This window comes from Amorphoplanes digitatis, assembly GCF_014205335.1.
In the GTDB taxonomy this organism is placed as follows: Bacteria; Actinomycetota; Actinomycetes; order Mycobacteriales; family Micromonosporaceae; genus Actinoplanes; species Actinoplanes digitatus.
On record NZ_JACHNH010000001.1, the window covers coordinates 2,336,267 to 2,362,870 of the forward strand.

Consider the following 26,604-nt stretch of genomic DNA (forward strand, 5'->3'; position numbering starts at 1 on the left):
GGAAGGAGGGCTTCCTGGCGACACGCCGAGCGCCGGGGAACATATCCGCTATGCAAAGTGCACATGAAGCTGAAGGTCAGGGGGCATGCGCCTGACATGGTTGTTCTCCGCAACGCTCACCCGCCCCATTTCGGTGTGGAGATCGAATGCTGGACCCTCGACCGGCCGACACAACTGAGCGCGCTCCGCGGCGCGCTGCGCACCGCTGTCGTGGGAATCCCCGCCGCGCACCTCAGCGACCACGTCACGATGTCGGAGAACATCGTGTTTGTCGCCACGGAGTTGACTTCCAACGCTCTCAAACACGGTGCGCCGCCCGCGATCGTGCGGCTCTCCCGCTCCGACACGCACCTGGTCCTCGACGTCGCCGACCACGATCCCTCGACCGAACCCGAGTACGCGGCGCACCGGCCCGCGGGTACCGGCGGACTCGGCCTTCGGCTGGTCGTGCGCATGGCCACCGACCTCGGCTGGTACCGCGCCGGGACAACCAAGCACGTCTGGGCCGGGTTCTCCCTCGCACACCGAACCAGCTGACCGGCCTGCCGCCCACCGCCACGAGCAAGGTTCCCGAAAGCCCGGACCGCATCGATGCCGCACTCTCCGCAGCGCTCAGTCACGAGTGCCGAGCGGACGCCGTCGCGGGTGGAAGGGAGAAGCCGAAGTGCCCATACAGGGCCCGGTCGATCCGCTGAAACCGGTGTCCACAGTCAGTGGACGTGGTCGCCCCCCTCGGCTGTGGACACAGCGGTCGCCGGCCTACGTCCGGGTGAGGGTGCGCCGGTCGCCGAGTGAGCGCGAACACGGCGAGCCCGCGGCGACCGAAGGGCATTGTGCCCTGGGGCGTTGACCTCCAGCCACTACGCGCTGGTGTCGACCCGTTCGTGCGCCGGCCGCGTCAAGCGTCGGGTGGCCATGGCGCGGGTTGAGCGAAAGACGGAGGTATTCCTCGGAAGATGGCGCCCGCAGCCGATGAGGATAGTGAACGACAACCCCATCAAGGGGTCAGCAGGGAATGGGACGGGGTGGTTGATGGATTACCACGGTGAACTTAAGCCGAGCCCGCCCCTGTACGGATGCGGCACCTGCACGTTCGCAGGCGATATCCGTCTCCTCCAGGGGCGGGCCTCGGTGCGTTAGGGCCAGCGCAACGTGCGGTAGCCGGCTCCTCCCTCAACGCTCGGGTCGGCGCCACACCTGGTAGAGGTCGGTGCCGGTGCCGGAGACCCGCAGGACCCGGTCGGCCCGGACGTAGCTCGAGATCTCGGCGGCGACGTCCTGCAGGGCGGCCGCCGCGGTGACGACCACGGGGAGGCGGCCGGCGTCGAGGACGAGGTCGAGCGTGGTCTGCCAGTGGCTCGCCGTGCCGCGGTGCCGGACGTGCATCGCGACCACGTCGTGCCGGGGCAGTCTGCCGCGCAGTCCCGTGATCATGGTGTGCTGCGCCGGGTGTGCACAGGACGTCGCGCCGAAGACCACCAGCAGCTCGTCGGCGACGGCGAGGCGCGCCAGGTGGGCCAGCACGGCATCGTGGCCCGCGTCGCGGTCCTCCAGAACCGCGACGGTCATCGTCGCGCCGCCGGAGGCCCAGCCGTCCAGATCCGCCTGCACCTGCCACCAGGTCGCCTCGGGTTCGCGTACGACAATCGGCGCCGCGCCCGTCGCAAGGGGCCGGGGTTCCTGCCGGCACGCCGGGATCCGCCGGGTGGCCAGACTGCCGTCGCCGTGCGGTGTCGCCGGTGCCCGGCGCTGAGAGATTCGTTGCCAGATCACGATGCCACCCTTTTGTAGTCACCACGATGCGTTCTATGTGCGGTGACCAAGCGTGCACGTTGGTTTCCGTTGCCGCCAGACCCAAGCGTGTCCGCACACATGTGGCGTCGTTGCACCCCGACGCTGATCGTGAATGGCCTGGCCAGAGGCCATTTCGGACATTTGTGTCCGGCCCGTGCCCGGGGTCTTGTACCCCTAAGGTGACGGGGTCACGCCGGACGCTCCCACGGGAATGCAGGCGCCTCATGACGGACCCACCGGGTGCGCTGGCAGGGATACCGCGAGCGTTGTCAACCCGGACGCCCTCAGACAGCTCTGCACAAGACGGCGGGCGCGCCGCGGAGGCCGTAGAAGACCAGGGTGAGCAGCTTACGGGCGGTCGCGACGGTGGCGATGGTACGGCCGCGGCGTCAGCGATCCGGGCCCGGTTGGACACCAGCCAGCCAGCCAGCCGGCCGTGGCGGGGATCTTCTGCGCGGCTTCGATCGCGGCTCAGGCCGCTGCCGTGTTTGGTGATCGCCCCCGTCGCACGGTCGTGTCGGACTCGCGGTGTTTCGGGGTCAGCCCGGCCCACGAGGCCAGTTGAGCGGCGTCCGTTTCGGCGCAGCACGTGCCCGCGGCCCTCGCTGGACGGGGTCACCCTGTCGCCGATCAGCATGAGTGAGGTACGGACGTGGCCGGCGACCACCCGAAGGCGGACGTCGTCCGGGTACGATTCCGTCGCCGTCCGACCGGACTGATTGCCGTACTCCTTGCCGGTGAGTTGCGCCGTCCTTGTGCCCGCGATGGACCCCACTCATGGGTCGCGTCTATCCCACTGGTTCGGGACGCATCCAGCTGTCACCCGTTCACGGGTTTCCCGCGACGTTGCCAGGGCAGGACTGTTCCGATCGACCGCCCAGCTCGTCGTGGCGCCCAGGCGTCCAGGGTGTCGTCGCAACAAGCACGGCGCTCCCGCGTCCATCCGGCAGCGGTCGCGGTGACAGCGTTGAACGCTTACGGTGGGCTTGTGGATGCGGCTCGAGGTGTCGTCTGTGCACGGTGCGGCGGCCTGGTGGTCTTTACCGATGAGTCGGCCCATCCGTGTGGCGTACATGTTCAGCACGGCCGGTGCGCAGATTGCGGTGTCAGGCAGTGGCGGCTGCTGGATGAGCGACGGGTGCCGGTGACCGACTCGCGTGGCCGTTGGATGACCGCGGACGGCGGCGCCCGGCACACCGTTCGCCGGTTGTCGCGCCCTGCGGACCGCGCGAAGCGGCCAAGCAATCGTCCAGCCCTGCGCGCCGACCGCACCCGACCGGGAAGCTGAGGCGCCGATGACAGCGCAGCGCACAGCGGGCCACCTGTCCGGGCGGGCGCTGCGGTGCAGGATGGCTTCGGCCACCTCCAGTTGCTCTGCGGTGTCGTGCATCGCCTGGGCAGTCCGTCGCCGGCGGGACGTCTCATCGTGCGAAGTCATCCCGCAGGTCCACCCGCACGGCTGAGCGATCACACCGTTGCAGGGTGCGCGAGGTCCGTTTGTCAACCCTGCGGCGATCGACTCGGTCCACGGGTCGATGGCTACCTCCGCCCGTGACGAACGGCGGGCGGCGGGTACGACAAACGGTCCCTCTCATGGCGGAGAAGGACCGTGCGGGCGGTGAGATCAGGCAGCGTCCGTTTGCCGTTGGCGCTCGTGGTTCTGGTTGTGCTGGAGGGCTTCTTCGAGTTGGTCTTCAAGAATGATGATCCGGCAGGCGGCCTCCAGGGCGGTGCCCTGGTCGACCATCTCCCGGGCCCGAGCGGCGAGACGCAACTGGTAGCGGGAGTAGCGGCGGTGCCCGCCGGCCGAACGGAACGGGGTGATCAGCTTTTCCTCGTCCAGGCGGCGCAGGAAGTCCTGCGAGGCGCCGGTGATCTCCGCGGCGCGGCCCATCGTGTAGGCGGGGTAGTCGTCGTCACCGAACATGTCGTCGGGTTGAGCCATACAGGTACCTCTCCATAACGAGGGCCCCGGCGCAGAAGCGCCGGGGCCCAGGGCTACGGGTCAAAAACACCATCTACCGACAGGTTCGTCGGGTTGTCGTATCCGCACCTGCCGCCATCAGCGGGATGGGGTGCGAGGACCGCATAAGCGTGACCGGAGACCACCTCTCGTTCGATGGAAACTGCGGTGTCCGCTCCAGAAGTTGAACTGCGTCCTGGAGACGGGCGATCCAACGGTGTTCGAGCCCTCCCTTTCCTCTGCTTCCGATTGCTGTGCTGCTTGTCGTGCCGTCCGCCGGTGTCGAAGCCCCACGCGACTTCATGGCCCCGTGCACGTGCGACGGACTGTCCTGCCAGGCGAGCCCCGAACCAGCATCGGCCCGCCCGCCTACTTGCCTTGACCTGGAATTACGTCAAGGTCTTACGTTCCCACTTCCACGTGCCTTACCTTGCCTTGCTGCGCGCGGTGAGCACCTCTACCGCTGTGCCGAGCGAGCCACGAAATGTGTCCGGGCCCTGCTTGACGCTCGGCCTGCTTCGTCAGCGTCTTCGACGATCTCTGCTGTCAACGAGAAGAAGGCTAGCCAGGCGCGGCGGGAATGTCTAGTGATTCGGGCCTAGATTTTCTCCGCGGGTGCCACCGGCTTTCAGCTCGCATCGACGAGTGTCCCGACCGCTGGTGGCAACCGTCGCCCGGCAGACGGCGCCTGCAACACGCCCACCAGCCGGTGTGACCGTCATCCGCTGACAGCCCCGAGTCGGCAGCGACTCACCACGGTCTTGCCTGCTGACCCGGATCCTGAGTACGGCACCGAGGTGCTGGGACAGCTGGTAGAACGTGGGCCGAACGACAGGGGTCGACTGCGAACAGTCGACCCCTGTCGTTCATGGCAGCGGTCTACCGTCCGCACGACTGCCGGTGACGGCGGGTCTGGGATCGCAGGGGGATGAGAATGAGCCGTTCACCGGCGGACTCCAGCGCGGCGCGCTTGCAGCGCCGGCTGGGGCTGTTCGACGCGGTCGTGGTCGGTCTGGGCTCGATGATCGGCGCCGGAATCTTCGCCGCGCTGGCGCCGGCGGCGGCCGCGGCGGGCTCAGGGCTGCTGATCGGCTTGGCGGTGGCGGCGGTAGTGGCCTACTGCAACGCCACCTCATCGGCGCGGCTGGCCGCCCGCTATCCGTCCTCGGGCGGCACCTACGTCTACGGCCGCGAACGGCTCGGCGCGTTCTGGGGTTATCTGGCCGGGTGGGGGTTCGTGGTCGGCAAGACGGCCTCCTGCGCGGCGATGGCCTTGACAGTCGGGTCGTATCTCTGGCCGCAGCAGGCGCACGCCGTCGCGGTTGCAGCGGTCGTCGCGTTGACCGCCGTGAACTACGCCGGTGTGCAGAAGGCGGCGTGGCTGACCCGGGCGATCGTGGCCGTGGTCCTGGCCGTGTTGGCCGCCGTGGTCACCGCCTGCTTGGCCTCGCCCACCGCCGACACCGGCCGGCTCGACATCGGCGGTGACGTCACCGCGGGCGGGGTGTTGCAGGCGGCCGGGCTGCTGTTCTTCGCCTTCGCCGGCTATGCGCGCATCGCCACGCTCGGCGAGGAGGTCCGTGACCCGGCCCGGACGATCCCTCGGGCCATCGGTGTCTCTCTGGGGATCGCTCTGGCGGTGTACGCACTGGTCGCCGTGGCGGTCCTCGCTGTGCTCGGCGAACGTCTCGGCACGAGCGTGGCGCCGCTGGTCGATGCGGTCCGCGCCGCCGGGTGGGGGGTGCTGGCTCCGGTGGTCCGGGTCGGCGCCGCCGTCGCCGCGCTCGGGTCGCTGCTCGCGCTGATCCTCGGCGTGTCCCGCACCGCACTGGCGATGGCCCGCGACCGGCACCTGCCCCACGCGCTGGCCGCGGTGCATCCCCGCTTCGGGGTGCCGCACCGCGCTGAAATCGCCGTGGGCGCGGTCGTGGCGACGGCCGCCGCCGTCGCCGACGTACGCGCCGCGATCGGATTCTCTTCCTTCGCGGTGCTGGTCTACTACGCCGTCGCCAACGCCAGCGCCTGGACCCTCACCGTGGCGGAACACCGTCCACCACGGGTGGTGCCTGCCGTCGGCCTGGTCGGCTGCCTCGGGCTGGCCGTCACCCTGCCGGTCACCTCCGTGATCGCCGGGGGCGGTGTGCTCGCAGTCGGCGCGCTGCTCTACGGCTTACGGCGAAGCCACAGCCGCTCCACCTGAGCGGCCTCGCCGGTCCGCGGCCACGCGCCTGACCAACCGGAAAGGGCCACCGTGAGCACCCCGGTCGACGCCGACACGCTGAGCGCCATCGTCGCGGCCGCCGAATCCGCCGGCGCCGGACTGCATCTGCTCCGCCCCGACCAGGTGTACGACCTGGCCACCGCCGCCGACCAAGCCCAGCGCGCGGAGGTAGAGGACGTCGCCTGGCAAGCCGAGCTCGGCTACTGGACCGGCGGCATCCGGCTGCTGGGCAGCGGCATCCCGGACGCGGCCATCGGTGACCGCGCCCCGCAGACGACCGTGCCCGGTCGCGACTTCGGGCGCCACGGCGATCTGCCCATCTCCGAGGCGCATGAGAACGCCGCAACGTTCGCTCCGCCGAACCGGGGGAAGCTCAGGGCCAGCCAATTGCCGACCAGACTTCCCGGCGCACCTGGCCGCTACCCTAACCCAGCACGAACGGTCCGCCCGGTCGGTCACCTGGCTGATAACCGATGACGTGTCATCGCAGGTTCTCCGTGCCGGGCCCGACGCGAACAGTGGCCAGCTGACCGTCGCAACAGTGGCCAGCCAGGTAGCGTCGTCGACGCGATGGCCGACGGTCTGTCCGTCATTCGACGCCGTCGTGCAGTTTCCCGGCCCCTCGCATGTGGATCTCGCCAATCAGCGTGATGAACGTGTGGCCGTCGTGTGCGCCGATCTCCTAGTGTCAGGTCGGGTTCATGTGTCCTCGCTGGGGGACGGACCGGTGACGGCATCGGTCGTCGTTGCAGGCGACGGCACGGCCGGCGACGCCGTCACGCAGGCGCTGACCGATGCGGTGACGCCGTCGGGGCGTTGGGTCAGCATGAGAGATCCGGTGAGTTGGTGCGCCAGCCACAGGCCCCGCCCGCCGGGCAGGTCTGTCGGCGACAGTCGCACCGGCAGACCGTCGGCCGGGCCTCCGTGGTCGACGATCTCGCACGTCAGGACATCGGCCTGCTGGCGCAGCTCGAGCGTGCCGGTGCCGCCGCCGTGGCGCACCGCGTTGGTGACCAGCTCGTGCAACGCCATGACGAAGTCTTCGGCGAGCTCGACGGACAGCCCGGCCGCGCTCACCGCGGCGCTCACCGCATGCCGCAGCGAGGTAACGCTCGACTCCGTGAAACACCGGTGCAGCAGTACCTCCTGCCCCGCGTTCGCCGGCCCAGGTCTCGCCGGGCCGCCCTCGCCGAGCCGAGACCTGTACGTCATGCGTTTGCACGCTACTCGGCTCGCCGTGTCCGAGACTCTTGCGCAATGGCAACCGCCGGGCGAGCAGTCCGGCCACTCGGGCCCCACGTACTGAATGGCAGGCGCCGCACTTGATTGGCCTTGGCCGTGGTCACAGGCCTGGTCACAGCATTGATCAACTCTCCGGGATTGGGTGAAATCAGCCGACAGTTAGGTCTTATGTTGTCCACTTCTGCATGCAAAAAAGCGTAGACCGGGGTGGGTGGCGTCCGCGGTCGCTACCCAGTCGGTGACGGCCGCGATCCGTGGTCGGCGGGTGAGGTGCCGGGCGTGGTCGCGATCCGCTACCTGGTCGACAACGGCTGCAGGTGGCGGGTCCTACCGAGCGACTTTCCGCCGTGGAAGACCGTCTCGGGTTCTTCGCCCGCTGGGCCGTCAGCGGCGTGCTCGACAACATCCGCGACCGGCTGCGCCGCCGCATCCGCGACGCCGCCCGCGCCCTACTGCCCGGCCTGCGCCACAGCAACCTCGAGCCAGGAGCAGCCCCGAGCTGTGCGGGCAGCCGGCGCATCTCCCCGAGCGACGGTTGCTACCAGCGATCGGGGCAGCCGTCGATGCGATGCGCAAAGCAGCCGCGGCCGACGAGAAAATCTAGGTCCGAATCACTAGACATTCCCGCCGAGCCTGCTAACATTTCTTCCGTTGACAGCAGAGATCAGCCAAGACGCAGACGAAGCAGACCGAGCGTTACGCAGGGCCCGGACCCCGATCCGTGGCTCGCTCGGCACAGCAGCGGGAAGTGAGCATCACCACCCGCTGCAAGGCAAGGCACGTGGAAGTGGAACGTAAGACCCTGACGTAATTCCAGGTCAGGGCAGGGCGGGCCGATGCTGGTTCGGGGCTCGCCTGGCAGGACAGTCCGTCGCACGTGCACGGGGCCATGAAGTCGCGTGGGGCTCCGGCACCGGCGGACGGCACGACAAGCAGCACAGCAATCGGAAGCAGAGGAAAGGGAGGGCGCGAACACCGTTGGATCGCCCGTCGCCGGGACGCAGCTCGACTCCGGCGCGGACACCGCAGTTTCCATCGAACGAGAGGTGGTCTCCGGTCACGCTTATGCGGTCCTCGCACCCCATCCCGCTGATGGCGGCAGGTGCGGATACGACAACCCGACGAACCTGTCGGTAGATGGTGTTTTTGACCCGTAACCCTGGGCCCCGGCGCTTTCTGCGCCGGGGCCCTCGACCATGGAGAGGTACCTGTATGGCCCAACCCGACGACATGTTCGGCGACGACGACTTCCCCGCCTACACGATGGGCCGCGCCGCGGAGATCACCGGCGCATCGCAGGACTTCCTGCGCCGCCTCGACGAGGCGAAACTGATCACCCCGACCCGGTCAGCCGGCGGGCACCGCCGCTACTCCCGCTACCAGCTGCGCCTCGCCGCCCGGGCCCGAGAGATGGTCGAGCAAGGCACCGCCCTGGAAGCCGCCTGCCGGATCATCATCCTCGAAGACCAGCTCGAAGAAGCCCTCCAGCACAATCAGGACCTCCAGCGCCGACGGCCGGCGGACTCTGCCTGATTCACCGCCCGTACACGGTCCTCCTCTGCCACGAGGGGGACCGTTGACGTCGGCTCGTCAGTCGGGCGTTCGGCGCTGATGTTCGCGTCCACGCTGGGTGACGCGGCGGACCTGGTCGGCGTCGTCGGTGACGCCGGTGACCCGCTCGGCCAGCGGGGCGTGTCGGCTTTCGCCAGGTCCGATCGCCGGGCCGCGAATGACGTCCGCCGCTGGTGCACCTTCCGACCCGCCGGACACCACGAGATGGCAATGAACACCATGCTGGACCAGCTCCTGTCCTGGAGCCACGCGATGAAGTCCACCCGCGACACGGACCAGATGACGGCGGTCCGCCGAGTCCCTTGATGACCGTCGATCGCGCGGATCGTGGCAGATCTTTTGCGGCGGAACACCGTCGAAGGGCGCGGCTCTCATTTCCCCTACGCAGGGCTTCTCGCGCCTTTTCAGGCCAGAACGCGGTCCCGGCCGCCGCGTTTGGCGATGTAGAGGTTGCGGTCGAGGATGGCGATCCGTCGTCCGTTCACCACTCCGGCCATGTCAGGCACCCGCTCCCGCCATCGCCGGGTGCAGGACGACCTTCGTCCAGCCGTCGTCCCGCTTGTCGAAGTGCTCGTAGGCCTCCGGCGCACGTCGAGGGACAGCTCGTGACTCACGATGAACGACGGCTCGGCCTTGCCCGCGGCGATCAAGTCGCGCAGCCGCCGGTTGTACTTGAGGCACGAAGACGCCGACGGTGCCGATCCTCCCGGTGAAGCGCACCGAGGCGACCAGCCGGTTCATGGTCAGGTTGGCCCGCTCCTCGCCGTCGGGCTCGTGCGCCTGATAGCCGACGCACTCACAGCCGTTGTCCGCGCCCAGCCCCATCGTCTCGTCGAGAACGGCCTGCACCGGATCGACCTTCGAGTCGTCGATGGCGATCGCGCCGATCGACTCGGCCAGTCTCGGCCGGTCGGGGTGCCGGTCGACGATCATCACCTTGCTCGCCCTCGGATGGTCGCCGAGAGCGCGGCCATCAGCCCGACCGGACCCGCGCCGTAGATGACCGTCTGGTCGCCGGGCTGCACCCCGGCCATCTCGGTGGCGTGGCAACCCGTCGGGAAGATGTCGGCGAGCATCACGTAATCGGTCTGCCGCTGTTCGGCGTCCTCGCCCAGTCGCAGGCAGTTGAAGTCGCCCCAGGGCACACGCAGCAGCTCGGCCTGTCCGCCGCCGTACGGGCCCATGTCAGCAAAGCCGTACGCGGCGCCGGCCATATTCGGAAACTCACCGCCGGGCGTCCTGACGCCCGGATCGAGGTCGGGGCCACGCGCCTGGAAGGCGAAGAGGTCTTCTTCGTGCGCGACAACGGTGCCGGTTTCAGCATGCGCGACTTCGACCGGCTCTTCCAACCGTTCCAGCGACTGCACGCCGCCGGCGACTTCGCCGGCCACGGCATCGGCTTGTCGATCGTCCACCGCGTCCTGAGCCGGCACGGCGGCCGCATCTGGGCCGACAGCACCCCCGGGGCGGGCGCCACCTTCTTCTTCACCCTGACCGACAGGCACGCGGAGCCGCAACCATGAGCATCCGCCCGATCCCGCCGAGTGGCTGCGCGCTGCGGTCGGCGAGCAACCGTCGACGCCGGCCCGCTGACCGTCGCGATCAGCGTCGGCGCGGCTTGCCCCGACCCGGCTGACCGGTCCGTCGAGGACCTGCTCGGGCGCGCCGACATTGGGCTCTACTAGGCAAGCGCGACGGACGCGACCAGGTGGCGCTGGCCCGGCCCGTCCCGGCGGACCTGACGGGGGACCGGGCGCCCTCAGGGGTCGACGTGGATCTCGTCGGTGACGAGAATCCGTCCCTGCAAACCCATGGACTCGTGGAAGTTGCGTACCCGGACCAGGAGTCGTTCGGTGATGACCTGCCCCCGCGAGACCAGCAGCAGCCCCTTGGCGGTGTGCAGATCGTCGGCCAGCTCGTGGCCGATGAGCAGCTCGTCGATCGTAACCTCGCGCACCGTCTCGCTGGTCTGGCGCAAGTCGGCGACGTTCGCGAGCGCGGCGACGACGACGGGTGTATGGACCTTGCGGAAGGTCAGCATCCTGATGGCGACGTTGGGGTCCGTGCCCCGATGGACGAGAACGTCGTATTCCCGCACCGCCTGCAGCAGGCGCGCCCCGGCGGACGCGTCGGGGCGCATCGGTGTGATCGGGTTCCGGTCGGTCGGCAGCTGCTGGCGGATGATCTCGCGGACCGCGTCCAGCCGGGGGATGCGGGCCAGGACGCTGTCGGCGAGCCTCGGGAGGGCTTCGAGCATCTCCGCCTCGGCGGCGTCGGCCGGCGTGCCGTTCTGCAGGGCGTCCAACGCGGTGGGCGGCAGCGTGATGGCGCCGATCTCACCCAGTTGCGCGGCCATCTCGACCTGCCACGCGTCGGGCATGCCGAGCTGGGCGCAGACGTCCTGCACGATGCGGCGCAACCGGCCGGCCCGACTGAACAGCGCTGGCTGAGCCATGGCCAGGGTGTCCATCAGGGCGTCGACGCAACCCTTGAGGGTGTCCTGCAGGAGTTCGCGTTCGGCGCGGACCAGCCGGTGTTGCTGGTCGGCGGCGGCGATCGCGGACATCAAGGGTTCCGGCGGGCACGGCTTGAGGATGAAGCGGAAGACGTTGCCGCGGTTGATGGCGCCGATCGCACCCTGGACGTCTGCGTCCCCGGTCAGCAGTACTCGTGTCGTGTCCGGTGCCAACTGCTGGGCCTGTTCGAGGACGTTGATGCCGGTCATGCTCGGCATGCGCATGTCGGAGATGATCACGGCGAACGGGTCGTCCGGCTTCTCGGCGAGCAAGGCGAGAGCCTCCCGCGGTTCCGTGGTCGTGACGACGTCGTAGCTGCTGTGGAGGGTGCGCCGGAGCCCGTCGAGGACGGATGACTCGTCGTCGAGGCACAGGATGCGTGGCCGGTCCATCATGGTTCCCTCGTTCCTCTGTGCGCCGGATTCGTCTGGTTCCGTGGGCTTAATAATCCATCGGCGTGAAATACGATCGGCTTAGGCCGCGTGCCGCGCCGCGGTGGTCAGGTCTCCGTCGGCAGGGTGAAGGTGAAGGTGCAGCCGGCGCCAACCGTCGAGACAAGGGTGATGTCGCCGCCCATCGCCTGGGACAGGCGCTGGGCGATGAACAGCCCCAGGCCGGTACCGCCGGTCTTCATGGTCATCGGGTCCTCGACGCGGTGGAACTTCTCGAAGACCTTCTCGAGATGGTCGGAGGGGATTCCCGGCCCGTGGTCGACGACTTGCAGGACCGCCCGGTCGCCGTCGGGGCGCAGGGTGACTTCGACCCGCGCGTTCTCCGGAGAGTACTTGAGCGCGTTGCCGATCAGGTTGGCCGCCACCTGCACGGTCCGGCCCGGATCGCACTGCACCGGAATCGGATCGTCCGGCAGATCGGTGACGATGCGGGCCGAGGCCAGATCCTCGGTCACCTGCCGCACGATGGCCGCCATGTCGTGCGTGCCGAGGGAGACCTGTAACGCGAATTCCGTGTCACCGACCCGCGAGGCCAGTAGCAGGTCCTCGACCAGCCGGGACATGTGCGAGGCGCGGTCGGCGATGAGGTCGAGGGCGCCGGCGCGTTTCGCCGGCGGCATCAGGTCGCCGCGGTTACGGAGCAAGTCGAGATAGCCGATGATCGGCGTCAGCGGGGTACGCAGCTCGTGTGACACCGTCGCGATGAAGTCGGACTTCAGCCGCTCGGCCCGGTACTCGCGAGTCAGGTCGGTGATCACGACGACGTCCCGCACCAGGTCGTCGCCGTCGAAGACGGCGGAGTGGGCCAGGCGCAGGTGCCGTTCCTGCCCGTCGTGGCGGGTGATCGTGATCTCCATCGGCACCTTCGGCTGGCGGGGCGTGACCGGCATCAGGAGGTCGGTCTCCGGCCGGTCGCCCACGTCGAGCAGGTCGGCCAGGCTCCGGCCGGTGATGTCGGCGGCCGGCAGGGCGATGAGCTCGGTGAAGGCCTGGTTGTGCAGCTGGATGGTCCCGGCGCCGTCGATGACGACGATGCCCTCGGTCGACTGGTCGACGATCGCGTGCAGCTTGCTGGTCTCGGTGGTCAGCCGGTCCAGGTGTTGGGCGCCGCGCATGGCGGCCGCGAGCGCGCTGGCCAGCGGCGCGAAAAGGGCCGCGTCGCCCGTAGTCAGGCGGGCCCCGCGGCGGTTGCGGACGGCCAGGGCGGCCACACCGAGGCTGGCGCCACCGGTGCGCACTGGCACGGCCAGCAGCAGCCGGATGTCCGCCGGCAGGCCGGTCGAGACGAACGTAGGCTTCTGCAGGTGCCGCAGCGAGCTCAGGTGGGCGGGCACCGGCCCCGTCGTTACAGTGTCCGGCGTGGCCGAGTCCACCGTGAGAGCCACGTCGTCGTCCAGCACCACCACGGCGAGATCCGCGTCGAACGCCTCTCGGGCGAGCAGCAGGAATCGGCGGACCAGGTCGGCTCGCTCGGCGAGGGCCTGGGACAGCTGCAGCAGGACGGCCGAGCGCGCGCGCTGGTCGGCCTCGTGTGCCGCTGTGCGATAGGCGTAGGTGAGCGCGAGCGAGGGCATCGCCGCGGCCGGCAGCAGCAGCGGGGCGTTCAGCAGCATCTCGACGATGGTCAGGCCGGCGGCGGTCGTTCCGATGGCCATGAAGGCCGACAGGCGGCTCTCGGCAACGATGATTTTGAGCGGCGACTTGCCGGTCATCACGCCGAGGATCTGGGCCAGGCAGGCCAGGTTGATCGCGGTGAACAGCAGCGCGCCGCCACCGACGCCGAGCAGCACGGGCAGATCGATGACGCCCGGCGTGCCGCCGACGACGTACACCGTGAGAATGAGCGCCGACACCGCGGCCGAGTACGAGCCGAGGTTGAACAGCGCCTTCACCAGCGGACGGCGTTGCAGCACGCTCGCGGCCACCAAGCCGGCGGTGGCCGCCAGGATGGCCTGATGGGGCGGCAGCAGCAGCACGTCGATGATCAGCGCCGCCTCGTACATGGTCAGCTCTTCGACCGCGTTGCCGTGCCGGACGCGGACGACGGCGAGCTCGGCCATGCAGGTCGCCACCGTCAGGACGATCGGCAGCCACGGGCCCGGCAGGTCGGGTCCATCGAGGACGCTGGTGCGCTCGCCCAGGCGCCAGGCGGTCAGGATGATCAAACCCGCGCCCAAGGTAACGACCGCGGCGACGCGATACACGATCGGATCCCGCGTCGCGTCGCGCACCGCACCGACCGCTCGGGTCGTCGGACCCGGGCGGTCGGTGGGTGCCGCAGCGGTTTTCACGACGACGGCAACCAGGCCCAGGACCGAGCGTTCCAGCTGTCCGAGGCCCAGGCACGAGCCGCCCAGTCCGAGTCCGCCCAGGCCCGGGCCGCCCAGGCCCGGGCCGCCCAGGCGCGGGCCGCCCAGTCGACGTCCGCCCACGCACGGGCGGACCAGTCGGCGTCCGCCCACGCCCGCGCCGCCCACGCCCGCGCGGCCCAGGCACGTGCCGTCCACTCGGTGCCGGCGCCGGCCCAGGCACGCGCGGCCCAGTCGGCGTCGGCCCAGGCCCGGGCGGCCGGGTCGAGGCTCGCCCAGGCGCGGGCGGCCCAGTCCTGCGAGGCCTTGCTGAGCTTCTTCCATTGGGCCGCCGCGGCGTCCGGGTTACCGTCGACCATCGCCTTCTCGAATGCCGCCCAGTTCGTCGCGTCCCGGCCCACCGCCGCGGCGTCCGCCGCGTTCTGCTTCGAGGCCTGGCTCGACTTCCAGCGGCCCGCCTTCGCCAGGATGGTCGCCGCGTCGAGGCCGCCCGAACCGCCGCCCTCGGTCCGACTGAGGCCGGGAGCCGCGTACGTCGTGCCGACGAACAGGTCCTTGATGACGTCGGGCCGGAGCTTGGAGTTCTCGGCCAGGGCCGCCGCGACGATGCCCGAGGTGATCGCGGTGGCCATCGAGGTGCCGGAGCCACGCATGTAGTCGCTGCCCACCCGCGCCTGCGGGTACGTCTTGTCGACCACGCTGCCGGGCGAGCGCAGGCTCACCACGTGGCCGCCCGGGGCGACCAGGTCGGGCTTCGACACGCCTTGCCAGGTCGGTCCGCGCCCGGACCAGGTGCCCACCACGTCGTCGCTGTGCGTAGCGGTGCCGCCCTCGTCGAGCCCGCCGACGCTCAGCAGCACAGGGTCGTTGCCGGGCGCGGACACCGTACCGGCGTTCGGGCCGTCGTTGCCGGTCGGCACGACCACCATGATGCCTCGCTGCCACAGCCCGCGCAGCGCCTGGTTGAGCGGGTCGATCTGGTAGGGCAGGGGGCTGCCTGAGGAGAGCGACAAGCTGACGACGTCCACCTCGGACGAGTGGTCGCTCACCCACTGCACACCGCGGAGCACCGTGACCAGGTCGGTGTGGCCGCCGGCGTCGGCGACCTTCACGTCGACGATGTCGGCGCCGGGCGCGACGCCACGGTAGGCGCCGCCCGAGGCGGCGCCGGACCCCGCGATCAGGCCGGCCATGAAGGTGCCGTGGCCGAATCCGTCACCGGCGCCGGTGCCGGTGAGGTCCACCCGGTCGGCAATCTTCCCGGCGAGGTCGGGCACGTCCGCGACGCCGGTGTCGATCACCGCGACGGTGACCCCGCGGCCCTCGACACCCTTCGAGGCAAGCCCGAGCGTCTGCCGGATCGTGGAGGTCGGCGCTGTGGCGGAGGGGGCCGTCTCGCCGGCGACCTTCGCTGCCCGCTGCGGGGCGACGACCCACTGCGGGCCCAGCTCGGCCTCGCCGGGCAGTCGCGCGGCGACGCCGTTGGTCACCGGCAGGGAGACCAGGACCTGGCCGCCGGCCGCGGTCACCGCATGGGCGGCGGCGTCGGCGCTCACGCCGGTGACCACGACGTCGCGCCAGTTGCCGGTCCGGCCGGGGGTGGCCGGTCCGGCGAGCGCGACGTCCGGAACAGCGCTGGCGGCGACGGCCGCCGCCGCGGCAACGGCCAGCGTCCTCCGCCAACCGGCTTGCCTGCTGAGGTTCATTTCCGATCACCTCTGGGCTTCTTCATTCGTACCTTGGGGGACGGTGGTGCGGGGGATTCTCCTTTCCGGGTTTCGGCGAGCGGGACACCGCATTTCGGGTATTGATCGGCAGGTGCGCCCGGAGCTGAACCAATTCGGGAGGCCGGGCTCGGCGATTCTTCCGGCCCGGCCTCGGATGGTCCTAGTGCTAGGCGGCGCGGTCGGTGGTCGGGATCCGCTGGCCGCATACGCTGTCGACGATGTCGAGCACTACGTCCGGCGTGAACGGTTTGGCCAGGTAGTAGTCGACGCCGTCGACCCAGCCGCGCGCGGCCGAGCCGGGGTCGGCCGAAGCGGTCAGCATGAGAACCGGCAGCGGATCGCCCTCCTGGGAGCGGATCACCTTCAGGACGTCGTATCCGTCGATGCCGGGCATCATGACGTCCAGAACGACGAAGTCAGGCTGGGTCAACTCGAGCAGCCGCAGTCCGTCGTTGCCGTCCACCGCCAGGTGGATTTCGTGGCCATCCAGTTCCAGCACGTCGGTGAGCAACTGGCGGATGGCCGGGTCGTCGTCGACGACCAGGATCTTGGCCATGGGATTCCCCTCCGGTGGTTAGACAGCCAGCAACGTGCTGGCTCGTTCGGATGCGGTGTGCGCCGCGGCGGTCCAGTCGCACGGCCGGGCAGCCATCTGCGGGTGCGTGAGGAGGACCTGGAGCTCCTCGTCGTGAGTGCCGTCGGCGGGATCGCGCGCCTCGGTGCACTGAATGAGCAGATGAGCGATGCGTACCGCGCCGGTGACACCAAGACCCGCCGCGGCCGCCTCGTGCGGTGCGTCCCGTTCGGCCACCGCGGCCGCCACGGGCGTCGGCAATCCCCAGAGGTGCATCAGCTCGACGCCGACCTCCCGCAACGGGACCCCGTCGCACCGGCGATCGGCCAGGTCGACGTCGTGCGGCATGCCGCTGGCGACGCCGGCCAGCGCGGCGAGGGCACCGATGTCCTGCAGCAGGGCCGCGGCATGCGCATACGGCCGGTGTGCGGGGGATGCCACCGTCTCCACCAGGGCCGCGGTGGCCACCGCGTGGCGCCACATCGTTCGCAGATAGTCCTCGGTCGCCGGGTCCCACGTCGTCGGCGACCAGTGGTGGGCGGTCGCGGCCACGAGTGCCTGAATGGTGGGCACACCCATCGCCGTGACCACCGCCGCGATCCCCGCGTTCTTCGGCCGGGAGCCGAAGAACATGGAGTTGGACAGCTGCAGCAGCTTCGCCGTGAGGCCGGCGTCGAGGGCCACGGCGTTCGGCAGCCGGCCGGCGTCGCAGTCCTGCTCGGTGAGGGCGGCGCTGAGCTCCGCGACCTGTTCCGGCAGCGTCGGCAGCGCCCGGGCCGTGCCCGCGATGCGGCGAGCCTGAGATCCGTGCGCCCGCGACGTCTTCACGATCAACTGATCGATGACGCCGGTCAGTGTCTCCGGTTCGGTCGGCTTGGTGAGGAAGCGGTGCCCGCAGATCGCCACCCGGATCGCGGCCTTCGCCTCGGCCTGCCCGGAGAGCACGACCCGGGCAACTTCCGGGTACTGCGTGCTGACGCGGGTCAGCAACTCGGCGCCGTCCATGCCGGGCATCCGCATGTCGGAGACGATGACGTCGTGGTTCGCCCCGGCCAGCAGCTCGATCGCGGGCTCGCCGCCCGGCGCGAAGGACATGTCCCACTCGGTGCGCTTGCCCCGCAGGGACCGGCGGAGGCCGTCGAGGATGCGCGGCTCGTCATCGACGAACAGCACCTTGGGCTTGGTCATGCGGGGCCGCCCCGCTTGCCGGAGATCGGCAGCCTCAGGACGAACTCGGTACCGACGCCGACCTCGGAGTTCACCTCGATGGTGCCGCCGTGCTTCTCGCAGACGGCACGGGCCAGCGCCAAGCCCTGGCCGGTGCCCTTGCCGACCTCTTTGGTGGTGAAGAACGGATCGAAGATGGTCTTCCGGATCTCCTCCGGGATCCCGGTGCCGTTGTCGGCGAAGCTGAGCACCACCATCGGTCCCTCGACCCGGGTGGTGAGCTTGATCTCGCCGCGCTTGCCGCCTTCCGGCATCGCATCCGCCGCGTTGACGAGAAGGTTGAGGAAGACCTTGTTGAGGTCGCCGAGATTGCACAGTACGTCCGGCAGCTCACCGAGGTCCAGGACCACGTCGGCGACGTACTTGACCTCGTTGCGCGCCACGATGACGGTCGTGCGGATCCCCTCGTTGAGGTCGGCGTACGAGTGCTCCGTGGTGTCCTTGTAGCTGAACGCCTTCATCGCCCGCACCAGGGAGGCGACCCGGTCGATGCCCTCGAGGCTCTGTTCGACGGCGCCAGGCACTTCCTCCGCGAGATACTCGATGTCCGCCTTCGCCTCGGCCTCCTGTGCCCGTCGCTTTCGCTCCTCCCACGGCAGCCGGCCCTCCGAGTCCACTCCCATGCACTCGCGGTAGACCAGCAGCAGTTCCAGCATCGTCTGGCACGCCTCGGCGAGGAAACGCGTGTTGTCCCCGACGAACTGGATCGGTGTATTGATCTCGTGCGCCAGCCCGGCGGAAAGCCGGCCGAGCGCCTCCAGCTTCTGGTGGTGGCTGCCTTCAATCTGAAGGCGTTGCCGCTGCTTCAAATCGGTGATGTCGCGGAACACGACGACGGTGCCGGCCACCGGCGCCCCGACGGGCAGCGGGGAAACCGAGTGGGCGACCTCCAGGACGCTGCCGTCGTTGCGGACGTACCGGTCCTCACAGTCACCGGCCTGCTCGCCGTCCGCCCCGGACACCGCCAGGGGGCATTCCTGCGCGGAGTGCCCGTTCCCGTCCGGCGCGCTGTGCACCACGTCGTGCAGTGAGCGGCCCATCAACTTGTTCTCCGTCCAGCCGAGCATTTCGGTCGCTGCTCGGTTGACAGAGTTCACCCGGCCCTCGTCGTCAGTGGTGAACAGCCCTTCCGCCATGTGATCCATCACCGCGGCGCGGAACGCCTCGGCGGCGGTGATTTCGGTGAGGTCCACGACCACGAAACCAACTCCCACTAGTTCGCCGGCGACCCGCAACGGGTAGTAATTGACCTGCCACCGCGCAGGCCCGGCAGTGGTCGCTGCGGTCACGGCGCGGTGACTCGCCGGCTCACCGGTCTCCAGCACCCGGCGGTACACCGGCTCGATGTGGGGCCAGTAGTCCGGCACGACCTCGGCGATCTGGCGGCCGGCGTGATCCTCTGCCGGCACACCGTTGATCGCGGCCAGTCGCTCGTTGACCCGGACGTAGCGGAACTCGCGGTCGCCGAAGCCCCAGCCGATCGGAGCGCACGACTGGACTGTCTCAAGCAGCGTCACGGCCTCCTGCTGCGCACGGTCGAGTGGTTCCGCTGCCTCCCTTTCGTCGATCTCGGTAGCCGCACCGAACCACTTGACCGGTCGCCCGTGGTCGTCGCGGGCCGGGGCGCCGAGGAGCCGGAACCATCGGTACACGCCGTCGGCTCGACGGAGCCGCAGGTCGAGCGCGATCTCGCCGCCGGCCCGGCAGGCGTCTTTGAGCAGCCTGGTTCCCGCCGCCCGTGCCCGCGCTGCGCGCTGCGACCCCGCTGCGCCGGCTTTGTGCCAGCGGTCACCAGCCGGCAACCGCCTGGCCCGCGCGAGCACCGGTCCGCCTGCCGTGGCCGCCGCGGCGGGCAGGGTGAACGTGAAGCACGAGCCGCCGCCCGGGTTGTCCGATGCGGCGATGGTGCCGCCGTGGCGTTCCACGATCCGCTTGCAGATGGCCAGGCCGAGGCCGGTGCCGTGGTATCCGCTGTCCGGGTGCGCGCGATGGAAGTTTTCGAAGATCGCCTCGTGCTGCCCTGGCGGTATCCCGATGCCGTTGTCGGCGATACAGATCATCACGGTGTCGCCGGTGCGGGACGCGGTGATGGTCAGGGCCGGAGCGGTGCCCGGACTGGTGTATTTGATCGCGTTCCCGATCACGTTGTCCATCAGCTGGCGCAGCAGCACCGGATCGGCCTGCACCGGCGGCAGGTCACCTACCGTGAACCGGGGCTCCGGTTCGCCGACCGCCACCGCCGAGTCGGACCGGGCGACGGCGATGTCGGCGGCGAGCGCGGTCAGGTCCACCGGGACCGGGGAGACCTCGCCCTTGTGGGCGGTGGCGTACGCGAGCTGGCCGTCGATGAGCTCGCGCATGCGCGCGGCGGCCCGGTCGGACCGGGCCAGGTCGTCGAGGGCCTGGTCGAGGCCGGGGTGCGGCGGTAGGTCGGACAGCGAGTCCCGGGCTGCGGCGGTCCAGCCACAGAAGCAGGCGAGAGGGTTGAGCAGGTCATGCGCGACGACGCCGGCGAATTTGGTCAGCTCGTCGCGGTGCCGGCGTTCGGCGGTCACGTCGTGGACGAGGACGACCGCGCTGCAGGTTCCGTCGGGGCGCGGCAGGGGGGAGGCGTTGACCCGGACGATGTGTTCGTGGCCGGTGCCCGGCTGTTGGACCAGTACGTCCTCGCCGCGGACGTTCTCGCCACCCATGGCCCGCGTGGAGAGGCGTTCGTGGATCGCGTACGGGGTGCCGTCGAGGTGGAGGTGCCGGAACCCGGTGTTGCGGATGTTGCGGAAGGGCCCCAGGAGCTCAGTGGCGGCGGGGTTGCGCAGAGACACGTAGCCGTCGGGTTCGACCACCATGAGTCCGCCGGCCATCGTGTCGATGATCGCGGCGAGCAGAGCGGAGTGCGCGGCGGTGCGCTCCTGTTCGGTGACGAGTTCGGCCTTTCCCCGGGCGAGCGCGACGACCAGCGCGGCCCGTTCGTCGCGGCCCAGCGCCAGCGCGAGCCCGACCACGATGACCAGGGCGAGGAAGAGCAGGACGATGGCGACCTGCACGATGGGCTCGGTGACGTGCGCGAACGGCCCGGACCCGTCGAGGGTGTATCGCACCGCGATGACGGTGACCACGCAGTTGTGCAGCAGTACGAACGGCCAGGAGATCAGGGTGGCCACCAGGACGCTCCAGCCGAGCAGCACGAACGACAGCGGCAGACGGTCGGTGTACCCGAAGCCGGCCAGGCAGGCGGCGGCCGTCCCGACGAGGATCACCACGTTCTCGGCGCGGCGCCTGCGCGAGGTGGCGGCCAGCCGTTTCCTGTCGGCGCTGTCGCGGGAGTACGCGACCTTGCCGGCCATCGATGCGAGGGTGATGAGCAGGAAGAAGATGAGAACGCTGAGTGTCATAACACAGAGTCTTCTCACGATCACCCATGGTTGACAGTGGCGGAGATGCCATACGCATTTAATATCCTGCCAACCGCGCTACGCTGAGTCACATGCTCCGCAACGTAGCCGTGCTCGCCCTCCCCAAGGTCGCGCCCTTCGAGCTGGGCGTGCTCTGCGAGCTGTTCGGGTTCGACCGCACCGCCGAGGGCCTGCCCAGCTACGACTTCGCCGTCTGCTCGCTCGACGGGCGACCGGTGCCCACCCGCACCGGCTTCGACATCAGCGTCAAGCACGACCTGTCCCGGGTCGAGGCGGCCGACCTGGTCGCCGTCGCCCGCTATTACCACCACGGCTATGCGGTGGACCCCGAGGTGATCGGGGCGCTGCGCCGGGCGCACGAGCGCGGCGCCTGGGTGATGAGCGTGTGCACCGGCGCGTTCGCGCTCGGCGAGGCCGGCCTGCTCGACGGCCGCCGCTGCACCACGCACTGGCGGCACGCCGACGAACTGGCGCAGCGCTACCCGGCCGCCAAGGTCGACCCCGATGTGCTCTACGTCCAGGACGGCAAGATCCTGACCAGCGCGGGCACGGCCGCGAGCCTGGACGCCGGGCTGCATCTCGTACGCCAGGAGCACGGCACCGCGATCGCCACCGCCCTCGCCCGGCGGCTGGTCGTGCCGCCGCACCGCGACGGCGGCCAGGCGCAGTTCATCGAGACCCCGCTGCAACCGGTTCGGTGCGAGACGCTGCAGCCGGTGCTCACCCAGGTGCTCGGCACGCTGGACCAGCCGCACAGCGTCGACACGATGGCCGAGTTCGCCCACATGGCGCCGCGCACGTTCGCCCGCAAGTTCCGCAGCGAGACCGGCGCGACCCCGCACGACTGGCTCACCAACCAGCGGCTGCTGCTCGCCCGCCGGCTACTCGAGGACTCCGACCTCGGCATGCACACGATCGCCGAGCGGACCGGCTTCGGCAGCGCGGCCACCCTGCGGCATCACTTCGCCCAGCGGCTGAGCACCACCCCGCACGCGTACCGCGGAACATTCCGGTCACACTCGGTGTGAGCCGCCCCGGCCGGGGGAAAGCGGCGTCATGACCGGGTCGCCATGATGATGCCCTTGGCTGTTCGAGGACGGTGCGGCTCTGCATCGCAGTCCGCATCTGCTGGGCCAGGCTCGCCTAGGCCTGGTACCGGGGTGCGCGAGAGCGACGGCGGCGTAGCCAGCGACGTGCCGGACAGGCCTATCGGACGAGTACCTGTGTGCCTGGTGCGCGGGTAAGTGGCTGTCTCAACCTGTTTCCGCAGGTAGCGCGAACATTGGCCGGTCAGGGCGCACTTTTGGCGTTCGGATGGGCGTCACGGTGACGGCGTTCCGAACATCTTGGAGGCCCGATTCTGTCGGGGATGCGCCGTATGGTCCTGGGTGGAGTGCGGTGACGGCGGTGTATGTCTGGGCACTTCACATAGGATGCCGGGGGAGAGGAAATTCTTGTCGGCGTATGCGGTGGGAGTGGGCGTGGCCCCTGCCAGCAGGCGCCTCGGATAGGAAATGGGTCGAGCCTGACCGCTGTGTGATCTGCGGAGAGGAACCGTGATGGTTTCTGCTGCTGAGGGTTCCCGGCCGGGTGATGTCGTCCCGGTGCACCGTTTCGATCAGGTCACCGACGATCCGGAGCAGGCCGTCGAGATCATCCGTGCGACCTACGCCGGCATCCGGACGAGGATCTGCGACCCGCAGTATCCGTTCCGCTACGAACAGCGCTTCGCCACGGCCGGGCTGCTGACGATGGACGCGGTCACCAGCACGATCGGCATCGATGCCGACTGCCCCCCGTACGACTTCCTATGGGTAGCCACCGCCGGTGGTGGCCAGGCCAGCTTCCGCGTCGGCACGGAGCAGGTGCAGTCGGGTGCCGGGGACACCGTCGCCTGCCCGGTGGGAAGAACGGTCACCGCGAGCACCCGCGACGCGGACATGCGCATTCTGCGCCTGCCGGTGGCGCCGCTCGCCGCCCGCGCCGGCCTGGAGGCCGACACGTTTCGCCTCACCGCGATGACGCCGACCTCGACCGCGATGGGCCGCCACGTGCGCGCCACCCTGCACTACCTGCACCGGGTCCTGCAGGACCCTGACGCCGCCCTGACCCACCCCTGGTCCTGGCCGCCGCGATGGATGTCGTGGTCCCCGCTGTGCCGGCCGCGTTCCCGCCTACCGGCGACCCCGACACCCACCCCGGGCGGATTCTTCCCACCGCGGTGCGCCGCGCGGTCGCGTTCATCGACGCCCACCCCGACCAGCCGCTCACCCCGGCCGACATCGCCGCGGCGACGGGATCAGCGTCCACGCCCTGCGCTACGGCTTACGCCGCCATCTGGACACCACCCCCGCCCGCTACCTGCGCCGGGTCCGGCTCACCCACACCCACCACGATCTGACGAACGCAGACCCCACCCACGGCGACGGAGTAGGCGCCATCGCCCGCCGCTGGGGCTTCGGTAACCTCGGCCGGTTCGCCGATTACTACCGCGCCGTCTACGGGTGCCCACCCGCGGACACCCTGCACCACTGAGCAGCACCGCACGCAGCACACGACAGAGTGGAACCTCGGCGGTGCGTACCGCACCGGTGAAGCACCGGAGGGCAACCGGGGAGCACCTACCGTGTTCGAAAAGGAGACCCATGCACGCCGCCGATAGCAACGCCGGACTGGTGCATCGCTTCGAGGTGGCTACCGACGATCTGGAGCAGGCCGTCGAGTTGGTGCGCGCCACCTACTCCGACACCCGGATGAGGATCTCCGGAGACCAGGACACGTTCTACTACCGGCAGCGCACCATCACCGCCGGGCCGCTGGCGCTAGACGCGGTGACCACGCCGATGGACATAAAGTTGGAGTGCCCATCCGTCGACTACCTGTGTTTCGTCGCCACCGACCAAGGTCAGGTCGACGTCCGCGCCGGAGCCCGGCACGTCGAGCTGGCCGATGGCGACACCCTGCTCTATCCGGTGGGCCAGACGTTCACCGCGACCGCCCGCGACCTTGACACCCTGCTCCTGCGGCTGCCCGTCGGACTGGTCGCGGCCCGCGCCGGGGCGAACCCGGACCGGTTCCGGTTCACCGCGATGACGCCGACCTCCCCCACGCTGGGATTCTATTTCCGCGCCACCATGCAGTACGTCTGCCAGGCGTTGCAGGAACCGGACACCGCCCTGGCGCACCCCCTCGTTCGGGCAGGCGTGATCGACGCGATCGCCGGCACCGCGCTGGTCGCATTCCCCCACAACAACGACCCGGCCGGCGACCGCCTGCGCCGGGCCTACCCGGCCGCGATCCGCCGGGCCGCGGCGTACATCGACGCCAACCCCGCCCAACCCATGACGCTGGCCGACATCGCCGCCGCGGCCAGGACCGACGTCCGCGCCCTGCAAACCGGCTTCCAGCGCCACCTGGGCACCACCCCGATGCTCTACCTTCGCCAGGTCCGGCTGGCCCACGCCCACCACGACCTGCAGAACGCCGACCCCACCCACGGCGACGACGTGGCCACCATCGCCCGCCGCTGGGGCTTCGGACACCTCGGCCGGTTCGCCGGCTACTACCGCGCCACCTACGGCCACTCACCCCACCACACCCTGCACAGCTGAACCCATCGCCAGGAGTGTCAAAAACCAGCCCTCTCCGACAACGGCCGTCACCGACGTGAGCGCCTGTCTCGCAACCTGTTTCCGCAGGTCGCCTCCGTCGATGTGCCCCCGCGTGGAGCTATGGCGTTCGGATTGCCGTCACGGTGGCGTACAGGTGCAGGTCGGAGCCGCAGATGGCGGTGGAGGTCATCCGGACGATGGCATCGGTCGCTCTTGGATCTTGGGGTCTGGCACGGTCTCGACGGACACCTCGCCGGTGCCCTGCCAGGTGAGCGCTCGTATGGCCGCACGCCTCCCGTCAGATTGAAGATCCTCGAGTGGCTCCCCGCGGCCCGCGAAGCGGCGCGCCATCCGGCCGGCGGACGGAAGGGTGGGCGGCCCGCCACTCTGGCCAGCGACGGATAAAGTTCGATGATTAATACCGGCGGCTCCGGGTACTCGCTGGGCGCCGGTAGGTTGAGCGCGCCCTGCGGGACCGAGCTTCGGCCGACGACCCGGCCGGAGTGAGGGGGTTGTTCGGTCAATTGCACCGAGGTTGTTCATAAAGGTCGCGACGACGATCCGCGTCTCGGCTTCAGATGTTCCGGACGTCGCAGCCGCCGACAGCCGGCCGGCGCGCGGCATTTGGCCACGTGCCGTTGTCGTATGCGTTCGGCGCCGGAGTCCTCGCGGTGGCCGTCTATCTCGTCACCAACCTCGGAAGACCGTGATGTGTCCGACAGGCGCCGCCGCCCGGAGGGTTTGCGTGGGTTCTGCCCGGGTATGCGGCCCCGCTCGCCATCGATCGCCCGAGGCTGTGGTGCACCGATGACGTGACGTTCCACGAACCCGATCGGCGAGGAGCGGACGATGACGGCAACGACGCCGAGCGCATTGGATCTCGCGGTGGAGATCAACCGTGTCACGGCGGGCACGGGCGGTTCGAGCTGTCCGCTGGACGAGCTGTGGGCGCCGATCAGAGTCGTCGTACCGTTCGAGGCCGCTTGGCTGGGTGTCTTCGACACGGGGCGGAACAGATACCAGACCTTGACCGCGGTCGGGCACGACGCGGTGAACCGCGCCTATCTCGAGTCGAGCGACTTCAATGAGCAGGTCGAGGCATTCGGGCTTTTCCGGCGGACCCGTCCGCTGTGCCTGCGCGACGTCCCGGTTCCGCCGGCGGAGATACCGTCCTGGGCTCAGCGCTGGTGGCCGGCCGGATACCGCGAGGGTATCGGCGTGCCGCTGGTCGCCCGGGACGGTCGGCATCTGGGCGTCATGACGATGTTCACGGATTCTCCGGCGCGTCCCAGCGATGCGGCGCGCGACGTGATCGGCATCATCGCCCCCATGATCTCGGCGGCAATCGACCCGATGACCACTATCGCGGGCCTGGCCGCGCTCGTCGGGGATGCCCGGGCCGGCAGTGTGGTCGGTCGTAATGGCACGGTGTGCCGGCTGCCGGGAATGCCCGTGCATCCGCTACTCACCCAGAATTCCCGGGTCGTCCTCACCGCTCTCGCGAAATTGACTCAGCGAAGGATTCACACGGCTTTTCTATGGCCGGATCCTCGCGGGCGCGACGATTACCTACGGATCACCGCGATCGCCTGTCCGCCGCAGGCACCCAACTACTTCGTCGCGCTCATTCTGGTCTCTCCTCCAGGGGACCTGCTCGGATTGACCCACCGGGAATTGGAAGTACTAGGGTTCGTCATAGACGGTCGGACGAATCAGTCCATCGCCCACGCTCTCTTCATCACCGAACGCACGGTGGCCGCACATATGGAACACATTCGGGCGAAGCTCGACGCGCCCACCCGTACGGTCGCCGCGGTCCGATCTTTACATCTGGCGCTGTATCTTCCGCACCAGCTGACCGACGTCGCCGAGTGACCCATGATTGGCATTTCCGCCAATCGGTACGCCGTCGGCGCGGCCGGCGTCAGTCCTCCTATATCTCGATCTGGCGGGGGGCATGACCGTGTACTCGAACTGTCCGAC

At 69.6% G+C, this 26,604-nt stretch carries 22 protein-coding genes and 2 pseudogenes; 11 read left to right on the forward strand and 13 right to left on the reverse strand.

Annotated elements, in window-relative coordinates; translation table 11 throughout:
- Nucleotides 1–63 precede the first annotated feature (63 nt).
- Nucleotides 64–537: an ATP-binding protein gene (locus BJ971_RS10160; protein ID WP_239087799.1), complete on the forward strand. Its 474-nt coding sequence runs from the start codon at nucleotides 64–66 to the stop codon at nucleotides 535–537.
- 636 nt (nucleotides 538–1,173) lie between these two features.
- Here BJ971_RS10160 and BJ971_RS10165 read toward each other — a convergent pair.
- The 4 genes and pseudogenes from BJ971_RS10165 to BJ971_RS10175 all read right to left on the reverse strand — a co-directional run bounded on the left by BJ971_RS10165 (nucleotide 1,174) and on the right by BJ971_RS10175 (nucleotide 3,721).
- Entirely contained in the window at nucleotides 1,174–1,773 is a 600-nt protein-coding gene (locus BJ971_RS10165; RefSeq protein ID WP_184991893.1) for a hypothetical protein, read from the reverse strand.
- A 492-nt stretch (nucleotides 1,774–2,265) separates the two neighbouring features.
- Nucleotides 2,266–2,337 (reverse strand): hypothetical protein, encoded by a 72-nt coding sequence (locus BJ971_RS42480; protein ID WP_369076819.1) that lies wholly within the window; start codon nucleotides 2,335–2,337, stop codon nucleotides 2,266–2,268.
- A pseudogene (locus tag BJ971_RS41045) lies at nucleotides 2,306–2,548 on the reverse strand (alanine--tRNA ligase-related protein); the annotation flags it as partial. The pseudogene BJ971_RS41045 and the gene BJ971_RS42480, both read right to left, overlap by 32 nt.
- Before the next feature lie 870 nt (nucleotides 2,549–3,418).
- Entirely contained in the window at nucleotides 3,419–3,721 is a 303-nt protein-coding gene (locus BJ971_RS10175; protein WP_377884962.1) for a helix-turn-helix domain-containing protein, read from the reverse strand.
- A 970-nt stretch (nucleotides 3,722–4,691) separates the two neighbouring features.
- Here BJ971_RS10175 and BJ971_RS10180 point away from each other — a divergent pair.
- Nucleotides 4,692–5,957: an APC family permease gene (locus BJ971_RS10180; protein WP_184991897.1), complete on the forward strand. Its 1,266-nt coding sequence runs from the start codon at nucleotides 4,692–4,694 to the stop codon at nucleotides 5,955–5,957.
- A gap of 51 nt (nucleotides 5,958–6,008) precedes the next feature.
- Entirely contained in the window at nucleotides 6,009–6,455 is a 447-nt protein-coding gene (locus BJ971_RS10185; RefSeq protein ID WP_184991899.1) for a hypothetical protein, read from the forward strand.
- Nucleotides 6,456–6,677: 222 nt separating this feature from the next.
- Here BJ971_RS10185 and BJ971_RS10190 read toward each other — a convergent pair whose 3' ends face one another.
- The gene (locus tag BJ971_RS10190; RefSeq protein WP_184991901.1) at nucleotides 6,678–7,190 is read right to left on the reverse strand and encodes an ATP-binding protein; all 513 of its coding nucleotides are present in this window, start codon (nucleotides 7,188–7,190) and stop codon (nucleotides 6,678–6,680) included.
- Between the two features lie 1,242 nt (nucleotides 7,191–8,432).
- Between BJ971_RS10190 and BJ971_RS10195 the strand changes: the two genes are divergently transcribed.
- Nucleotides 8,433–8,753: a helix-turn-helix domain-containing protein gene (locus BJ971_RS10195; protein ID WP_184991903.1), complete on the forward strand. Its 321-nt coding sequence runs from the start codon at nucleotides 8,433–8,435 to the stop codon at nucleotides 8,751–8,753.
- A gap of 78 nt (nucleotides 8,754–8,831) precedes the next feature.
- Nucleotides 8,832–9,098 (forward strand): hypothetical protein, encoded by a 267-nt coding sequence (locus tag BJ971_RS10200; RefSeq protein WP_184991905.1) that lies wholly within the window; start codon nucleotides 8,832–8,834, stop codon nucleotides 9,096–9,098.
- A gap of 192 nt (nucleotides 9,099–9,290) precedes the next feature.
- Here BJ971_RS10200 and BJ971_RS10205 read toward each other — a convergent pair whose 3' ends face one another.
- Nucleotides 9,291–9,728, reverse strand: a complete 438-nt coding sequence (locus BJ971_RS10205) for an MDR/zinc-dependent alcohol dehydrogenase-like family protein (RefSeq protein WP_184991907.1) — start codon at nucleotides 9,726–9,728, stop codon at nucleotides 9,291–9,293.
- A 107-nt stretch (nucleotides 9,729–9,835) separates the two neighbouring features.
- Between BJ971_RS10205 and BJ971_RS42025 the strand changes: the two genes are divergently transcribed.
- Entirely contained in the window at nucleotides 9,836–10,315 is a 480-nt protein-coding gene (locus BJ971_RS42025; protein ID WP_311772744.1) for a sensor histidine kinase, read from the forward strand.
- Between the two features lie 236 nt (nucleotides 10,316–10,551).
- On the opposite strand, the gene BJ971_RS10215 is transcribed toward BJ971_RS42025, so the two are convergent.
- The 6 genes from BJ971_RS10215 to BJ971_RS10240 all read right to left on the reverse strand — a co-directional run bounded on the left by BJ971_RS10215 (nucleotide 10,552) and on the right by BJ971_RS10240 (nucleotide 20,989).
- Complete coding sequence (locus BJ971_RS10215) at nucleotides 10,552–11,703, reverse strand: response regulator (protein WP_184991909.1); 1,152 nt, start codon at nucleotides 11,701–11,703, stop codon at nucleotides 10,552–10,554.
- A 104-nt stretch (nucleotides 11,704–11,807) separates the two neighbouring features.
- Nucleotides 11,808–13,991, reverse strand: a complete 2,184-nt coding sequence (locus tag BJ971_RS42030; RefSeq protein ID WP_184991911.1) for a PAS domain-containing sensor histidine kinase — start codon at nucleotides 13,989–13,991, stop codon at nucleotides 11,808–11,810.
- A 56-nt stretch (nucleotides 13,992–14,047) separates the two neighbouring features.
- Entirely contained in the window at nucleotides 14,048–15,775 is a 1,728-nt protein-coding gene (locus BJ971_RS10225) for a S8 family serine peptidase (RefSeq protein WP_184991913.1), read from the reverse strand.
- A 187-nt stretch (nucleotides 15,776–15,962) separates the two neighbouring features.
- Entirely contained in the window at nucleotides 15,963–16,352 is a 390-nt protein-coding gene (locus BJ971_RS10230) for a response regulator transcription factor (protein ID WP_184991915.1), read from the reverse strand.
- 18 nt (nucleotides 16,353–16,370) lie between these two features.
- Nucleotides 16,371–17,558 (reverse strand): HDOD domain-containing protein, encoded by a 1,188-nt coding sequence (locus BJ971_RS10235; protein WP_184991917.1) that lies wholly within the window; start codon nucleotides 17,556–17,558, stop codon nucleotides 16,371–16,373.
- Nucleotides 17,555–20,989, reverse strand: a complete 3,435-nt coding sequence (locus tag BJ971_RS10240) for an ATP-binding protein (protein ID WP_184991919.1) — start codon at nucleotides 20,987–20,989, stop codon at nucleotides 17,555–17,557. The genes BJ971_RS10235 and BJ971_RS10240 overlap by 4 nt, the downstream gene beginning before the upstream one ends.
- A gap of 92 nt (nucleotides 20,990–21,081) precedes the next feature.
- Here BJ971_RS10240 and BJ971_RS10245 point away from each other — a divergent pair, with 92 nt between their 5' ends.
- The 4 genes from BJ971_RS10245 to BJ971_RS40595 all read left to right on the forward strand — a co-directional run bounded on the left by BJ971_RS10245 (nucleotide 21,082) and on the right by BJ971_RS40595 (nucleotide 24,621).
- Complete coding sequence (locus BJ971_RS10245) at nucleotides 21,082–22,038, forward strand: GlxA family transcriptional regulator (protein WP_184991921.1); 957 nt, start codon at nucleotides 21,082–21,084, stop codon at nucleotides 22,036–22,038.
- Between the two features lie 1,115 nt (nucleotides 22,039–23,153).
- Nucleotides 23,154–23,411, forward strand: a complete 258-nt coding sequence (locus BJ971_RS10250) for a helix-turn-helix transcriptional regulator (RefSeq protein WP_184999371.1) — start codon at nucleotides 23,154–23,156, stop codon at nucleotides 23,409–23,411.
- Entirely contained in the window at nucleotides 23,348–23,545 is a 198-nt protein-coding gene (locus tag BJ971_RS42485) for a helix-turn-helix domain-containing protein (protein WP_369076783.1), read from the forward strand. The genes BJ971_RS10250 and BJ971_RS42485 overlap by 64 nt, the downstream gene beginning before the upstream one ends.
- A gap of 110 nt (nucleotides 23,546–23,655) precedes the next feature.
- A complete protein-coding gene (locus BJ971_RS40595) occupies nucleotides 23,656–24,621 on the forward strand; it encodes an AraC family transcriptional regulator (RefSeq protein WP_203709042.1) in 966 nt (321 codons plus the stop codon).
- A gap of 148 nt (nucleotides 24,622–24,769) precedes the next feature.
- Here the strand turns inward: BJ971_RS40595 and BJ971_RS10265 are convergent.
- Nucleotides 24,770–24,903: pseudogene (locus BJ971_RS10265) on the reverse strand (glutathione-dependent formaldehyde dehydrogenase); the annotation flags it as partial.
- Between the two features lie 567 nt (nucleotides 24,904–25,470).
- Here BJ971_RS10265 and BJ971_RS10270 point away from each other — a divergent pair.
- Entirely contained in the window at nucleotides 25,471–26,496 is a 1,026-nt protein-coding gene (locus BJ971_RS10270; RefSeq protein ID WP_184991923.1) for a LuxR C-terminal-related transcriptional regulator, read from the forward strand.
- Nucleotides 26,497–26,604 lie beyond the last annotated feature (108 nt).

Excerpts from the sequence above, each read along its gene's own strand:
- BJ971_RS10160 (WP_239087799.1), top strand. The coding sequence starts at position 64 with ATGAAGCTGAAGGTCAGGGGGCATGCGCCTGACATGGTTGTTCTCCGC.
- BJ971_RS10175 (WP_377884962.1), bottom strand. The coding sequence starts at position 3,721 with ATGTTCGGTGACGACGACTACCCCGCCTACACGATGGGCCGCGCCGCG.
- BJ971_RS10180 (WP_184991897.1), top strand. The coding sequence starts at position 4,692 with ATGAGCCGTTCACCGGCGGACTCCAGCGCGGCGCGCTTGCAGCGCCGG.
- BJ971_RS10190 (WP_184991901.1), bottom strand. The coding sequence starts at position 7,190 with ATGACGTACAGGTCTCGGCTCGGCGAGGGCGGCCCGGCGAGACCTGGG.
- BJ971_RS10195 (WP_184991903.1), top strand. The coding sequence starts at position 8,433 with ATGGCCCAACCCGACGACATGTTCGGCGACGACGACTTCCCCGCCTAC.
- BJ971_RS10200 (WP_184991905.1), top strand. The coding sequence starts at position 8,832 with ATGTTCGCGTCCACGCTGGGTGACGCGGCGGACCTGGTCGGCGTCGTC.
- BJ971_RS10215 (WP_184991909.1), bottom strand. The coding sequence starts at position 11,703 with ATGATGGACCGGCCACGCATCCTGTGCCTCGACGACGAGTCATCCGTC.
- BJ971_RS10225 (WP_184991913.1), bottom strand. The coding sequence starts at position 15,775 with ATGAACCTCAGCAGGCAAGCCGGTTGGCGGAGGACGCTGGCCGTTGCC.
- BJ971_RS10230 (WP_184991915.1), bottom strand. The coding sequence starts at position 16,352 with ATGGCCAAGATCCTGGTCGTCGACGACGACCCGGCCATCCGCCAGTTG.
- BJ971_RS10235 (WP_184991917.1), bottom strand. The coding sequence starts at position 17,558 with ATGACCAAGCCCAAGGTGCTGTTCGTCGATGACGAGCCGCGCATCCTC.
- BJ971_RS10240 (WP_184991919.1), bottom strand. The coding sequence starts at position 20,989 with ATGACACTCAGCGTTCTCATCTTCTTCCTGCTCATCACCCTCGCATCG.
- BJ971_RS10245 (WP_184991921.1), top strand. The coding sequence starts at position 21,082 with ATGCTCCGCAACGTAGCCGTGCTCGCCCTCCCCAAGGTCGCGCCCTTC.
- BJ971_RS40595 (WP_203709042.1), top strand. The coding sequence starts at position 23,656 with ATGCACGCCGCCGATAGCAACGCCGGACTGGTGCATCGCTTCGAGGTG.
- BJ971_RS10270 (WP_184991923.1), top strand. The coding sequence starts at position 25,471 with ATGACGGCAACGACGCCGAGCGCATTGGATCTCGCGGTGGAGATCAAC.